11 protein-coding genes are annotated in these 13,992 nt (G+C 54.8%); 8 read left to right on the top strand and 3 right to left on the bottom strand.

Going from position 1 to position 13,992, the window contains the following annotated elements:
* Positions 1-17 precede the first annotated feature (17 nt).
* Complete coding sequence (gatB, locus tag MWU64_RS12215; protein ID WP_247064670.1) at positions 18-1,469, top strand: Asp-tRNA(Asn)/Glu-tRNA(Gln) amidotransferase subunit GatB; 1,452 nt, start codon at positions 18-20, stop codon at positions 1,467-1,469.
* A 395-nt stretch (positions 1,470-1,864) separates the two neighbouring features.
* Here gatB and MWU64_RS12210 read toward each other — a convergent pair whose 3' ends face one another.
* Positions 1,865-2,812, bottom strand: a complete 948-nt coding sequence (locus MWU64_RS12210; protein WP_247064669.1) for a LysR family transcriptional regulator — start codon at positions 2,810-2,812, stop codon at positions 1,865-1,867.
* Positions 2,813-2,944: 132 nt separating this feature from the next.
* Here MWU64_RS12210 and MWU64_RS12205 point away from each other — a divergent pair, with 132 nt between their 5' ends.
* The 3 genes from MWU64_RS12205 to MWU64_RS12195 are packed head-to-tail and all read left to right on the top strand — an operon-like array spanning position 2,945 to position 6,867.
* Positions 2,945-4,360 (top strand): acetyl-CoA carboxylase biotin carboxylase subunit, encoded by a 1,416-nt coding sequence (locus MWU64_RS12205; protein ID WP_247064668.1) that lies wholly within the window; start codon positions 2,945-2,947, stop codon positions 4,358-4,360.
* A 17-nt stretch (positions 4,361-4,377) separates the two neighbouring features.
* Entirely contained in the window at positions 4,378-6,186 is a 1,809-nt protein-coding gene (gene oadA / locus MWU64_RS12200; RefSeq protein ID WP_247064667.1) for a sodium-extruding oxaloacetate decarboxylase subunit alpha, read from the top strand.
* An 18-nt stretch (positions 6,187-6,204) separates the two neighbouring features.
* The gene (locus tag MWU64_RS12195; protein ID WP_247064666.1) at positions 6,205-6,867 is read left to right on the top strand and encodes a carbonic anhydrase; all 663 of its coding nucleotides are present in this window, start codon (positions 6,205-6,207) and stop codon (positions 6,865-6,867) included.
* Between the two features lie 58 nt (positions 6,868-6,925).
* On the opposite strand, the gene rimO is transcribed toward MWU64_RS12195, so the two are convergent.
* Positions 6,926-8,266 (bottom strand): 30S ribosomal protein S12 methylthiotransferase RimO, encoded by a 1,341-nt coding sequence (rimO, locus tag MWU64_RS12190; protein WP_247064665.1) that lies wholly within the window; start codon positions 8,264-8,266, stop codon positions 6,926-6,928.
* 302 nt (positions 8,267-8,568) lie between these two features.
* On the opposite strand from rimO, the gene MWU64_RS12185 reads away from it, so the two are divergent.
* The 4 genes from MWU64_RS12185 (at position 8,569) to MWU64_RS12170 (ending at position 12,998) form a co-directional block, all read left to right on the top strand.
* On the top strand, positions 8,569-8,976 hold the full coding sequence (locus tag MWU64_RS12185) for a PilZ domain-containing protein (protein ID WP_247064664.1): 408 nt from the start codon (positions 8,569-8,571) through the stop codon (positions 8,974-8,976).
* Between the two features lie 175 nt (positions 8,977-9,151).
* Positions 9,152-10,066 carry a sulfate adenylyltransferase subunit CysD gene (gene cysD, locus MWU64_RS12180; RefSeq protein ID WP_305895978.1) on the top strand — a complete coding sequence of 305 codons (915 nt, stop codon included), beginning with the start codon at positions 9,152-9,154 and terminating at the stop codon, positions 10,064-10,066.
* A 1-nt stretch (position 10,067) separates the two neighbouring features.
* Positions 10,068-11,708, top strand: coding sequence for a sulfate adenylyltransferase subunit CysN (cysN, locus tag MWU64_RS12175; RefSeq protein ID WP_247064662.1), 1,641 nt, complete (start codon positions 10,068-10,070; stop codon positions 11,706-11,708).
* A gap of 273 nt (positions 11,709-11,981) precedes the next feature.
* On the top strand, positions 11,982-12,998 hold the full coding sequence (locus tag MWU64_RS12170) for a nucleoid-associated protein (RefSeq protein ID WP_247064661.1): 1,017 nt from the start codon (positions 11,982-11,984) through the stop codon (positions 12,996-12,998).
* Between the two features lie 201 nt (positions 12,999-13,199).
* Here MWU64_RS12170 and trmH read toward each other — a convergent pair whose 3' ends face one another.
* On the bottom strand, positions 13,200-13,934 hold the full coding sequence (gene trmH / locus MWU64_RS12165; protein WP_247064660.1) for a tRNA (guanosine(18)-2'-O)-methyltransferase TrmH: 735 nt from the start codon (positions 13,932-13,934) through the stop codon (positions 13,200-13,202).
* Positions 13,935-13,992 lie beyond the last annotated feature (58 nt).

Below are 13,992 nucleotides of genomic sequence, written 5' to 3'. Positions count from 1 at the left end.
GATAAGGAGACGAACACATGCAGTGGGATATCGTGATCGGGCTGGAAATTCACGTTCAGCTTGCCACCAAAACCAAAATTTTCTCTGGCTCCAGCACCGCATTTGGCGCTGAGCCCAACACCCAGGCCAACGCCGTTGATCTGGCCATGCCGGGCACGCTGCCGGTTCCGAACGAACAAGCGTTTCGCTATGCCGTCATGTTTGGTTTGGCCACCAATTCCGAGATTGGTCGTCGCTCGGTGTTTGAGCGAAAGAACTACTTCTACCCGGACTTGCCCAAGGGTTATCAAACCACCCAATTGGAGCAGCCGATTGTGGGTCCTGGCCACGTTGACATCGACCTGTCCGACGGCAGCACCAAGCGGGTTCGCATTCACCACGCACACTTGGAAGAAGACGCTGGCAAATCCTTGCATGAGGATTACCACGGCATGTCCGGCATCGATTTGAACCGCGCCGGCACACCGCTGATCGAGGTGGTGACCGAGCCGGACATGAACAGTGCCGAAGAAGCTGTGGCCTTCGCCAAGAAGCTGCACAGTCTGGTGACTTCACTGGGTATCTGCGACGGTGATATGTCTCAGGGCTCTATGCGTTTCGACGTGAACATCTCTCTGAAGCCCAAAGGCTCTGACACTCTCGGCACCCGTACCGAAACCAAGAACCTGAACTCCTTCCGGTTTATGGAACAGGCCATCGCGCACGAAGTTGAGCGCCAGATGGATATCCTGGAAGACGGCGGCGAGATCATTCAGGAAACCCGCTTGTACAACGGCGACCGGGACGAGTCCCGCTCCATGCGGAGCAAGGAAGAAGCTAACGACTACCGCTACTTCCCTTGCCCGGACCTGCTGCCAGTCGAAATCGACGACAGCTTCATTGAAGAGGCCCGCGCCCGTTTGCCCGAGCTGCCCGATGCTCGCCGCGCTCGCTTCAAGGAGCAGTATGGTCTAAACGACTACGATGCGGGCATTCTGTCTGCAGACGCCAAGCTGGCCGGTTTCTTCGAGGAAACCGTTGAGCATGGGAAGGACGCGAAACTGGCTTCCAACTGGGTTCAAGGTGAGTTTTCTGCGCGCTTGAATGCGGAAGAGAAGTCGGTAGCCGACGCTCCGATCACGGGCGCTCAACTGGGTGCGTTGGTGACTCGTATTGCCGACAACACGCTCTCGTCTTCCGGTGCGAAGAAGGTGTTTGAGGCTCTTTGGACCGGCGAGAACGATGACGTGGATGCGATTATCGACGCCAAGGGTCTGAAGCAGGTGTCGGATACGGGCGCTCTGGAAGCGATGGTAGACGAGGTTCTGGCCGGCATGCCGGATCAGGTTGCCCAGTTCCAGGGCGAGGAAGATCCGAAGAAGCGCAAGAAGATGCTTGGCGGCTTTATGGGCCCATTGATGAAAGCCTCCAAGGGCCAAGGCAACCCTAAGCTGTTCAACGAGATTCTTCTGCGTAAGCTTGGTGGCTAAGAGCCAACTCTGGCGGGGGACTTTAAATCAGGCCCCAGCCTGAGAAAGTATGGGGAGGGGGTGAGTTTTAGCCCCCTTCCCAAAAACCGCTACGAGCACATCCATGTGCGCTTCTCTCCGGCCATCCATGGCCTACGAAATTTTTGGGAAGGGGGCTAAAACCCACCCCGTCTCACTTCTGCAAATAACCTATTTAAAACACCCATGAACGCTCTGACTATTTCTCCGTGCGCCCGAAGGCCTTGGCGGGAGGTGTCTCCCAAAAATGTGCGGAGCCATGGATGGCGGAGCAGAAGCGCCACATGGATGTGCCGAAGGAGCGGTTTTTGGGAGACACCTCCCGCCAAGGCCCGCCCGCAAAAGTAGCAGGCTAGAAACGGAACCAAAGCACCAACCTAAGAACCCAACCGCCGAAACAAACGGTCGAACTCGGCAATATTCCGCTGTATGTAATCAATAAATGCCTTCATAGCCGGAGTCGGATGTCGCCCCTGAGGGTGTACCACACACCAACTCCGCCTTAAGGGAAACCCTTTGATATCCAAAGCCACAAGAGAACCTAGAGCCAATTCCGACAGAATGCTCAGTTTGGGAATAACAGCTACACCCAATCCTGCCAGAACCGCATGCTTTACCGCATCGTTTGAGCCAAGTTCCATTACAGGCTCCATTTTCAAACGATGTTTTTGACAATACACCTCCAACGCCAACCGGCTACCCGAACCCGATTCCCGGATCAGTAGCTGGCCACCTAAAAACTCTTCAGGGTTAACCGTACCCTTTGCAAGCAACGGGTGCCCCGCGGGCACAACCGGTACCAATTCATTGTCTAAAAAGGGCAACGAGGTTAACGGCTTGCCTTGCGGCACCATGCCCATGATGACCAAGTCATCGCTGTTTTCATTCAATCGCTCCAACGCAGTGGCGCGGTTAACCACCGCCACAGAGATATTGACCTGTGGGTTTTGTTCAAGAAACGAATGCAGTAGATAAGGCACCACATACTGGGCGGTACTGACCGCTACCAAGCGCAAGTCGCCAGCCACCCTGCCCTCAAGTGCCGCCAGGCGATTCTGCATATCGGCCAGCTCATGAAATACACTCGTCACACACGCCGCCATTTCTTCCCCGGCGGCCGTACAGTAAAGCTTGCGCCCAACGTATTCGAACATCGGCATTTGCAACGCCTGTTCAAGGTGACGCACCTGGCTACTGACTGCGGGCTGGGTTAGCCCCAAGAGTTCGCCGGCTTTGCTGTAGCTCTTCAAATCGTATACGGCCTTAAAAACCTGAAGCTGACGAAAGGTCAGCCGGTTGGCCAGTTTTTGGATACTTAGCGGCATAGATTCGCCCTCTCAAAACTACCTATAACAGATTTATTATACATAAACGAAATAATATCAATTTTTACTAATCAGCATTTCTCGTTACTCTTCTAAAACCTTCATTCGGGACGACGAAACGAGGAATCTCCCATGTTGAAGAAAGTTCTGATCGCCAACCGAGGCGAGATTGCGGTGCGAATTGTGCGCGCCTGCGCTGAGATGGGTATCCGCTCGGTGGCTATCTACACCGAGCCGGACCGATACGGCTTACACGTTAAGCGGGCTGACGAGGCCTACTCTTTGGGGGAAGATCCGATCGCCGGATACCTGGACCCCGCCCGGATTGTGAATCTGGCCATTGAAACCGGGTGCGACGCCATCCATCCCGGTTACGGCTTTTTGTCCGAAAACGCCCGGTTCGCACAGCTTTGCGAGCAGCAAGGGGTTACGTTTATCGGCCCAAAATCTGACGTCATCCACAAAATGGGCGACAAAACCCAGGCCCGCGACAGTATGCGGGCAGCTGGCGTGCCTATCACCCCCGGTTCAGAAGGTAACCTGGCCGATTTGGATGAAGCCCTCAAGCTGGCCAATGAAATCGGCTATCCGGTTATGCTCAAAGCCACGTCTGGCGGCGGCGGCCGGGGCATTCGCCGGTGCGATTCCGCTGAGGAATTGAAAACCCAGTATCCGCGGGTGATTTCCGAGGCCACCAAAGCCTTCGGTTCCGCCGAAGTGTTTATGGAGAAGTGCATCGTCAACCCGCGGCACATCGAAGTGCAGATCCTCGGGGATAGCCAAGGCAATGCCATTCACCTTTATGAACGGGATTGTTCCATTCAGCGCCGAAACCAAAAGCTGATCGAGATCGCGCCGAGCCCGCAGCTTACGCCCGAGCAGCGTCAGTATATTGGTGGCCTGGCCGTCAAGGCAGCGCAGGCCGTGGGGTATGAAAACGCTGGCACGGTAGAGTTTCTGCTCACCGGTAACGAAGTCTACTTCATGGAGATGAACACCCGGGTACAGGTAGAGCACACCATCACCGAAGCCATTACCGGCGTGGACATTGTTCGGGAGCAATTGCGTATTGCCTCAGGCTTGCCCCTGACCTACCGACAGGAAGACATTTCCTATCGCGGTTATGCCCTGCAATTCCGGATCAACGCGGAAGACCCCAAGAACGATTTCTTACCCAGCTTCGGCCGGGTCACTCATTACTACGCACCGGGCGGCCCCGGCGTGCGGGTGGATACCGCCATCTACACCGGCTATGAAATCCCTCCCTACTACGACTCCATGTGCCTGAAGCTCGTGGTGTGGGCATTGACTTGGGACGAAGTGATTGCCCGTGGCAAACGTGCGCTGGACGACATGCGTCTGCACGGGATTACCACCACCGCCAATTACTACCAGCAGATTCTGGACAATCCCGATTTCCGAGCCGGTAAATTTGACACCAGTTTTGTGCCAGAGCATCCGGAACTGCTGAACTATTCGAAGAAACGTCACCCCAGTGCCGTAGCACTGGCGATTGCCGCCACCATCGCAGCCCATGCTGGCTGGTAATCCAAAGGAGAGTGAACATGAGTAACGCAAAAAAAATCGAAGTCACCGATCTCATTCTGCGAGATGCACATCAATCTCTGATTGCCACCCGCATGCGCACCGAAGACATGTTGCCGATTTGCAACAAACTGGACCAGGTGGGCTATTGGTCTTTGGAAGTCTGGGGCGGCGCCACCTTTGACGCCTGCGTGCGGTTTCTGAAAGAAGACCCCTGGGAACGCCTGCGCCAATTACGAGAAGCCTTGCCCAACACGCGCTTGCAAATGCTGCTGCGGGGTCAGAACTTACTCGGCTACCGTCATTATGCAGATGACGTGGTCGAAGCCTTCGTGCAGAAAGCAGCAGATAACGGCATTGATGTGTTCCGAATTTTTGATGCCCTGAACGATCTGCGCAATCTTGAAACCGCAATCAAGGCGGTCAAAAAAGCCGGCAAGCATGCGCAAGGTACGATCTGCTACACCACCAGCCCGGTGCACACACCCGAGTTGTTCGTAAAGCAGGCCGAGCAACTGAAGGCTATGGGCGCTGACTCCATTGCCATCAAAGACATGGCGGGACTGCTAACACCTTACGCAACTTACGAACTGGTGAAAGCCATCAAAGCTGCGGTAGACCTTCCGCTGGTTATCCACAGTCATTCCACGGCGGGACTCGCTCCGCTATGTCAACTTAAAGCCATCGAAGCAGGCGCAGACCGTATCGACACGGCCATTTCAGCCTTTGCCAGCGGCACCAGCCACCCCGCTACCGAATCTCAGGTCGCTGCCTTGAAAGGAACTGAATACGACACGGGGCTGGACCTGGAATTACTCAGTGAAATTGCCGATTACTTCCGCGAAGTGCGCAAGAAGTACCATCAGTTTGAGAGCGAGTTTACTCGTGAGGATGTGTCGGTTCAGATCAACCAGGTGCCGGGCGGCATGATGTCGAACCTGGCCAACCAGCTGAAAGAGCAGAATGCCCTTGACAAGATCAACGAGGTATTCGATGAGATCCCACGCGTTCGAAAAGATCTGGGCTACCCGCCGCTGGTCACGCCGACATCCCAGATTGTCGGCACCCAGGCGGTCTATAATGTGCTCGCCGGGCAACGCTACAAAACCATCACCAACGAGGTGAAGCGCTACCTGCAGGGCGGTTATGGCCACCCACCCGCCGATGTGAATGCCGATATTCGCAAAAAGGCTATCGGCAACGAAACAGTCAACGATGGCCGGCCGGCTGACTTGCTTGCCCCCGAGCTGAACAAATTGCGAGAAGACATTGGTAGTCTGGCCAATTCCGAGGAAGATGTGCTCACATACGCCATGTTCCCGGACTTGGGCCGCGAATTCCTGCAACAACGCAAGGATGGCACTCTCAAACCGGAAGAACTCTTACCGGTGGAGCAATCAGGACAGGGTCGATTGGGCTCCGCCATGGCCACGGAATTCCGTATTGATGTTCACGGTGAAACTTACGAAGTGGCTGTTACCGGTGTTGGCAACACAGAGCCCGGTAAGCGCAAGCTGTATCTATCACTGGACGGCATGCCTGAAGAAGTGGTGTTCGAATCATTGAATGAATACGTGGCGGAAGCCGGCGGAAAAGGCCGCAAGCGGGCCACCGACCCAGGCCACGTCAGTACCGCCATGCCCGGAAATGTGGTGGACGTGCTGGTTCAGGAAGGCGATGCTGTAACCGCTGGCCAGGCCGTTCTGATTACTGAGGCCATGAAGATGGAAACCGAAATTCATTCCAGCGTTGACGGCACCGTGCAAGCGATTCACATCAGTAAGGGTGACCGGGTTACCCCTGGAGAAGTATTGATCGAAATTGCCTGAGCGGCAGGAGGAACTACTATGGATCACATTGTTCGCGGCGTACTGAACTTCCGCAAAAACGTTTACCCGGAGCACAAGGATCTGTTTGGCGCATTAGCCGACAGCCAAAACCCGGACGTGCTGTTTGTTACCTGTTCAGACTCGCGTATCGACCCGAACATGGTCACGGGCTCTCACCCGGGGGACCTGTTCATTTGTCGAAACGCCGGGAACGTTATCCCTCCGCACAGCAACGAAACCGGCGGCATGACCGCGTCGATCGAATACGCCGTTGCGGTTTTAGGTGTTCGCCACATCATCGTTTGTGGCCACACCGATTGCGGAGCCATAAAAGGTGCTCTGGACATTCCAGCGCTGAAAGGCCTTCCACACGTGAAAGAATGGCTGGGACATTGCCGTTCCGCGATGGAGATCGTGCGTGAACGACACAGCATTCCCAGTGATACGTGCCTAGACAGCAAGTACATGGATGAAGCGATCGAAGAAAACGTACTGCAACAGGTACAACACCTGCGCACACACCCTGTGGTAGCGGCCAAACTGGCCAACGGCAAAATCGAAATTCACGGTTGGGTCTACGACATCAAATCCGGCAACATTCGTTGCTGTGGTCGAGACAGCATGGAATTCATGGGTTTTGACCAGTACTACTCGGATTACATCGCTAAAATCGGCGAATAAGTCCGGCACCATAAAAAAGGCTCCGACATGTCGGAGCCTTTTTTTTCACTTCAACGCATCACACCAGCGTGGCCCACAAATCGTGCTCGTCGGCGTGTTCAACCACCGCCTTCACAATCTGTCCGGGCTCTACATCGGTCACCTCGTTCAGGTAGACCATGCCGTCGATTTCCGGGGCATCGGCTTTGGATCGGCCAATAGCACCTTCTTCGTCCACTTCGTCAATCAGCACATCGATGGTCTTGCCGATCTTGGCCTGCAACCGGGCTGCAGAAATTTCCGCTTGCTTCTGCATAAAGCGGGCAAGACGCTCTTCTTTCACATCTTCTGGCACCGCGCCTTCCAGTTCGTTTGCTGTTGCGCCTTCGACCGGGCTATAGGTAAAGGCTCCTACACGGTCCAGTTGCGCTTCATCCAACCAATCCAAGAGGTATTGGAAATCCTCATCGGTTTCACCGGGGAAACCCACAATAAAGGTCGAACGGATGGTCAGTTCCGGGCAAATTTCACGCCACTTGCGGATGCGGTCCAGAGTTTTGCTGTCGTGGGCCGGGCGCTTCATTGCTTTGAGCACTTTCGGGCTGGCATGCTGGAACGGAATATCCAGATACGGCAGGATTTTACCCTCGGCCATCAAGGGAATGATGTCGTCCACGTGCGGGTACGGGTACACGTAATGCAAACGCACCCAAACACCCAAATCACCTAAGGCCTCACACAACGCCTGCATTTTGGTTTTCAGCGGGCGGCCCTGCCAGAAACCCGTGCGGTATTTGATGTCCACACCATAGGCTGAGGTGTCCTGGGAAATCACCAGCAACTCTTTCACGCCTGCGTCGACCAAGCGCTGAGCTTCGTCCATGACATCGCCAATCGGACGGCTGACAAGGTCACCGCGCATGGACGGAATAATGCAGAAGGTGCAGCGGTGGTTACAGCCTTCGGAAATCTTCAGATAAGCATAGTGCCGTGGCGTCAGCTTAACGCCTTGCGGCGGGACCAGGTCCACAAACGGGTCATGATTCTTTTGCGGCGGCACGTATTGGTGCACGGCACCCACGACTTCCTCATAAGCATGAGGCCCGGACACCGCCAGCACGCCCGGGTGAGCTTCACGAATGGTATCCGCTTCCGCCCCCATGCAGCCGGTCACGATGACTTTACCGTTCTCGTTAATCGCTTCACCAATCGCATCCAGAGATTCCTGCTTGGCAGCATCAATAAACCCGCAGGTATTCACGACCACCACATCAGCGTCGTTGTACGTTGGCACCACGTCGTACCCGTCCAGACGAAGCTGAGTCAGGATGCGCTCGGAATCAACCAGTGCCTTCGGGCAACCCAGGCTGATAAAACCAACTTTTCCGCCTTGGGCGGCATTTTCTGTCTTCTCGGTCATAACGTTTTTTCAGGAATCCCGGAGCAATGCTCCTGATGAATGTAGGGGCGCGATTTTACATCAGCGGCTCGCCAACTGCAGCCTTGCCGATGATACTTATTTCGGCTTAAACGTGCGCTGCAAACGTACAATTCACACAGGGTGTGACGCTATGTTCATTATTTCTGTTGCGAATATGTCACACTCTGCTGCACAATTGGATTTGATCATTTTTCAAACAAACAAGAATACACCAAACCAGAACCTAAGGCATTATGGGACACGCGACCTCGCTTGATACGTGCAACGCCAGAAGAGTCAATATGAAGCCTCTCGACGCAAAACCTAATTTAAGAAATCAACAGCGGGTAGACGTGTCCTCGGCGATCAGTCTCAAGAAAGCGGACGGTTGCGAATTTCAGTGCGAAATCGCCAACATTTCTCGCACGGGTGTCATGATTCAGTGTGATGCGCAAACCGCCAAAGCCCTGATTCCCAACATGCTGCCACCTGCGCCCAAGAACCCCATTCAACTTACAGCCCGCTTCCCGGTGCCCGTCCTCCCGGCCCAACCCGTGACCATTGTGGCCGAGAGCAACATCGTTCATATCCGTCGAATCGCCCGCGACCAATTTCATATCGGTCTGCAGTTCAACAGCATTGAGGGCAACGGCTTTGTGTACATCGACCAATACATCGGCAAACTTTTCGACGCATCCCGGCAAAACTAAAGCGTCGGTATACTCGAGAGCAAAAGCGTTACCGTTCCGATCATGCCTTTTGGCCACGCCACCGGCCATATCATTAGAACGGAAAAGTCTTACCGGACACCTTCTTATACCCTATAGCGCCCTGTTATAGTTGGCATCCTGTTTACAGCCATTAAAAGCCCCCTTGCGGCAACGGATGACCATGACCACATACAATCTCACCCATCTGAAACAGCTGGAAGCCGAAAGCATCCACATAATCCGGGAAGTCGCGGCCGAGTTTGATAACCCGGTCATGCTTTACTCCGTCGGCAAAGACTCTGCCGTCATGCTGCATCTGGCGCTAAAAGCCTTTTATCCGGGTAAGCCCCCCTTCCCTCTGATGCACGTTGATACCACCTGGAAGTTCCGGGACATGATCGAGTTTCGTGACAAACAGGTGAGCCGCTACGGTCTGGATCTGATCGTGCACACCAATGAGGAAGGCGTGAAGCAAGGCATCGGGCCGTTTACCCATGGCAGCGCCAAGCACACTGACATGATGAAAACCCAGGCTCTCAAGCAGGCTCTGGACAAGTACAAGTTCGACGCGGCCTTCGGCGGCGCGCGCCGGGACGAAGAGAAATCCCGGGCCAAAGAACGCGTTTACTCGTTCCGGGATGAGCACCACCGCTGGGATCCGAAAAATCAGCGCCCGGAGCTTTGGAATACCTACAACGGCAAGGTGAACAAGGGCGAAAGTATTCGGGTTTTCCCGCTTTCAAACTGGACCGAGCTGGATATCTGGCAGTACATCTATCTGGAAAACATCGACATCGTACCTCTGTACTACTCGGCCGTTCGCCCGGTTGTCGAGCGCGATGGCACCTTGATCATGGTGGATGACGACCGCATGCCACTGAAAGAAGGCGAGGAGCCGATGATGAAGTCGGTGCGCTTCCGTACTTTGGGTTGTTACCCCCTGACCGGGGCCATCGAGTCTGAAGCCACAACGCTGCCAGAGATTATTCAAGAAATGCTGCTGGCCACCAGCTCCGAACGTCAGGGGCGGGTCATCGACCACGATTCAGCCGGCTCCATGGAACAGAAAAAGCGGGAAGGGTACTTCTAAGATGTCACACCAGTCTGAACTGATCGCCGACGATATTCTGTCGTACCTGAAACAGCACGAGAACAAAGAACTGCTGCGTCTGCTGACCTGCGGCAGCGTTGATGACGGCAAAAGTACTCTGATCGGCCGCCTGCTGCACGACACCAAGATGATCTACGAAGATCACATGGCAAGCCTGAAATCCGACAGCGCCAAAATGGGCACGACCGGTGAAAAGCTTGATCTGGCTCTGCTGGTTGACGGCTTGCAAGCCGAACGCGAGCAAGGCATCACCATTGATGTGGCGTATCGCTATTTCAGCACCGACAAACGCAAATTCATCATTGCCGACACTCCGGGCCATGAGCAGTACACCCGCAACATGGCCACCGGCGCGTCTACGGCCCAGCTGGCGATTCTGATGATCGACGCGCGCCACGGCGTGATGACTCAAACCCGCCGCCATTCGTTTATCGCCTCGCTGCAAGGCATTCGCCACATTGTGGTGGCGGTGAACAAGATGGATCTGGTGGACTTCAGCGAAGAACGGTTTAACGAAATTCGCGAAGACTATCTCGCTTTCGCCAGCAAGCTGGGCCTCAAAGACGTTCGTTTTGTGCCTTTGTCAGCGCTGGATGGCGACAACGTGGTGAACCGGAGTGAAAACACGCCTTGGTTTACCGGCCAACCGTTAATGGAAATTCTTGAAACCGTTGAAGTATCGCGAGACAAGAACCTGGAGCATTTCCGTTTCCCGGTGCAATACGTCACTCGCCCCAACCTCAACTTCCGCGGCTTCTGTGGCACCATCGCTTCTGGCGTGATCCGCCCGGGCGAAACCGTGATGGCCCTGCCCTCACGCCGCACCAGCAAGGTTAAGGAGATCGTTACCTTTGACGGCAATCTCGACGAAGCTTACATCGATCAGGCGGTCACGCTGACACTGGAAGACGAGATCGACATCAGCCGCGGCGATATGCTGGTGAAAGCGGACGATGAACCGGAAGTGGGTAACCGCTTTAACGCTAACATCGTTTGGATGACCGATGCGCCACTGGAAACCGGCCGTTTGTATGACATCAAACTTGGGCCTACGTTTACTTCCGGCACGGTGAAGAAGATTCATCACCAGACCGATGTAAACTCGCTGGAGCAGAACCCGAATCCGAGCCAGCTTCAGCTCAACGAGATTGGCCTGTGTGAACTGACGCTGAACCAGCCAGTCGCATTTGATGCTTACCAGCGCAATCACGCGACCGGTAGTTTCATCGTGATTGACCGTTTGACCAACGTTACGGTTGGTGCGGGGATGATCGCTGGTCTGGCCGATGGTTTGGAATCGTTTGACCCGGTCACTGCGGAGGAACGCGAGCGCCGCTTGGCTCAGAAGCCGGTGATCATTGCCTGTAATGGCAAGCAAGCTGCTGCCTTGGCCTTGGCTGTGGAGCGCGCTTTGTTCGATCAAGGGCGTACGGCGGTGGTGGTTTCCGAAGAAAACACTGGTGATGCGGAGGAACGCCGTCGTGTTGCGCAGTTGCTTACCGCTCACGGGCTGATTGCTGTGGCGGTGAATCTGGGTACTGACATTGCTAACACCAGCGTTACGGCTGATAGCGAAGCCGAGATTACTGAGGCGGTTTCTGGAATGCTTCGGGCGCTTTGATCTTAAAAGAGATTCCCCTTCCTTGGCGGGCGGGCTGCCGGGGTGGGGGGAGTTTTTTCTTTGAAAAAATAACTCGCTTCGCTCAGACATCTTTTTTCGGCAGAAAAAACTCCCCCCACCCCGCCGCCGACGTTATTTCGCGTTCGTGTGAAGACATCTTCTGCTTATTGCGGGCAAAACTCCCTCTCTCCGTACATTCTACAAATGAATCCCTGCCCGATCCGTGGCATCATCTGCGCCATCTGAATCTCGTAAAACCGACAGGATCGTAATATGGCCATCAAACACCTCCGCACCGCTTTCGCTAGCCAATACCAGCCGGGCCAACCCGCTCGCCTTGTTGCCGGTGAGGCTTTGCAGGAGCCGGGTGGCGATTACGAAGCGCTGCACAAACAGATGAAGCGTTTGTTTAACAGCAAACCGGGGAAAAAATACGGCCGTTTTTCTGAAGACGTTGGCGAGTGCCCGTTCAGCGCCTGGCTGAAGGACTATCTGGAAGAGAAGCAAACCTTTGCGGCGATGACGGATCGGTTGTTTGGCCAGTGGCAGGAGTTGTTAAACAGCAGTCAGGAGGAGTTCGATGGCCATCTTATGGTTGTGCACGATGCTTTGGCCGATTCGGAGGTGGTGTATCTGTTCGTTCTGGAAACCGACAGCGCGATGCGTTTTGATGGCAGCCAGAAGCTGGACGCGACCGATGTTCTAAGCCTTTCCCGCTTGAATCTTGCTGTTCGCATTGAGCTGGACGATTGGCGTGATGGCAAAGACGGCGACAATTACATGACCCTCGTGCACGCCCGCGGCACGGGTGATCCCGGTGAGTTGTTCATTCGTTTGTGTGCCTTTACCAACAGCGTGGATGTTGAGAAAGAAACCACCACTTTCCTGGATGCGGTAGAAGCATTCGCCAAAACCAGCGAGCCGGAGAAAGCCGGCGAGGTGCGTGCCAAAGCTTATGAGTTCTGCAAAGACCAGCACGCCTTGGGTGAGCCGGTGGCGATTGAGGCTTTGTCCAGTTATCTGGACGAGAGCCAGCCTGAGCGTTTTAAGGAGTTCGCCAGCAAGACTGTGGAGATGCCGGAAACCGGGGTTTTGCATCCGGACCACCGCAAGGTGAAGAAGCTGGTACGTATCGCCGGTTCTGGTGGGGGGATGAGTGTTTCGTTTTCATCGGATTTGGTGAATCAGGCGGTGTATTACGATCGCGATAAGGATGCGCTGACGATTACGCGTTTGCCCAAGGCTTTGCGGGAGCAGTTGCAGCGGTATCTTGAGGCTCGTGAGGAGTGATCCGGTTTATGTAGCCTGAAGGTTTGGGGGCGGGTTGCGGGGTGAGGATTCTTTTTTCCTTGGAAAAATAACTCGCTTCGCTCAGACATCTTTTTCCGGCGGAAAAAAGAATCCTCACCCCACACCGGCAGAGCTTTTTGGGATACTGATTTAAAGAAAAAGATTATAAACAGAACTTTTTTTCGTTGGCTTCGCTGCTGCTTACTCTTCTGTTAAGGGCTCTTTTTCATCGTCCCATCTGGGGCGGTTGGCTCTTAGTTTTCTGACTTCTTGCATCCAGCCTACGCCGTCGATGAGCTCACCAGTTTCATGATCGATGGGTGGGTACGGCAGGTTGCGGTCGTCGCAATAGCGTTTGACCGTGGGCTGGCACCATGCAAACAACAGGCGGTTGTATTCATCCTCCGGCATCCGCCGCTGGTCAAACATGCCTGCGAGCTTTCGCTGCCGCTGGGCTTCCGAGAGGATGATTGAACAGGCCGCCGACACGTTTAGTGACTCCACCATGCCCATCATCGGCACCACGATATGCTCATCCGCTTGTTCGGCGGTAACGGGGTTCACCCCATCTACTTCGTTGCCCATGACGATCGTACACGGCACGGTGAAGTCCACGTCCCGAAAATCCACTGCCCGGTCTGACAGCTGTGCCGCGTAGATTTTGTGGCCCTGCCCTTTCAGGTCGGCCACGGCCTCTTTCATCGTCGGGTGGGTGTGGGTAGTGACCCAGTGGTAGCTGCCACCGGCGGTTTTCCGGAAGGCCCGGAAACCTTCTTTCGGCCACACCACGTGCATATTGGCCAGGCCGAAGGCATCGCAGGAACGGATGATGGCGGAGAGGTTTCTGGGTTTATGCACCTGATCGGTCAGCACCCGAAGGTCTGGCTGGCGGGTGTCGAGGATGTGTTTGATTCGGGCGAGGCGTTCGGGGGTCATGTTTCGAATTTCGTATCGTTATAGGAGCAATCACACAACAATAAAATATACTGAGGAC

Source organism: Marinobacter sp. S0848L, assembly GCF_023016065.1.
Classification (GTDB): domain Bacteria; phylum Pseudomonadota; class Gammaproteobacteria; order Pseudomonadales; family Oleiphilaceae; genus Marinobacter.
This window is presented reverse-complemented; position numbering and strand designations above follow the sequence as displayed.

Bases quoted from the DNA above. Each gene is read 5' to 3' on its own strand.
- MWU64_RS12185 (WP_247064664.1), top strand. From the start codon at position 8,569: ATGAAGCCTCTCGACGCAAAACCTAATTTAAGAAATCAACAGCGGGTA.
- oadA (WP_247064667.1), top strand. From the start codon at position 4,378: ATGAGTAACGCAAAAAAAATCGAAGTCACCGATCTCATTCTGCGAGAT.
- MWU64_RS12210 (WP_247064669.1), bottom strand. From the start codon at position 2,812: ATGCCGCTAAGTATCCAAAAACTGGCCAACCGGCTGACCTTTCGTCAG.
- gatB (WP_247064670.1), top strand. From the start codon at position 18: ATGCAGTGGGATATCGTGATCGGGCTGGAAATTCACGTTCAGCTTGCC.
- MWU64_RS12205 (WP_247064668.1), top strand. From the start codon at position 2,945: ATGTTGAAGAAAGTTCTGATCGCCAACCGAGGCGAGATTGCGGTGCGA.
- rimO (WP_247064665.1), bottom strand. From the start codon at position 8,266: ATGACCGAGAAGACAGAAAATGCCGCCCAAGGCGGAAAAGTTGGTTTT.
- MWU64_RS12195 (WP_247064666.1), top strand. From the start codon at position 6,205: ATGGATCACATTGTTCGCGGCGTACTGAACTTCCGCAAAAACGTTTAC.
- MWU64_RS12170 (WP_247064661.1), top strand. From the start codon at position 11,982: ATGGCCATCAAACACCTCCGCACCGCTTTCGCTAGCCAATACCAGCCG.
- cysD (WP_305895978.1), top strand. From the start codon at position 9,152: ATGACCATGACCACATACAATCTCACCCATCTGAAACAGCTGGAAGCC.
- cysN (WP_247064662.1), top strand. From the start codon at position 10,068: ATGTCACACCAGTCTGAACTGATCGCCGACGATATTCTGTCGTACCTG.
- trmH (WP_247064660.1), bottom strand. From the start codon at position 13,934: ATGACCCCCGAACGCCTCGCCCGAATCAAACACATCCTCGACACCCGC.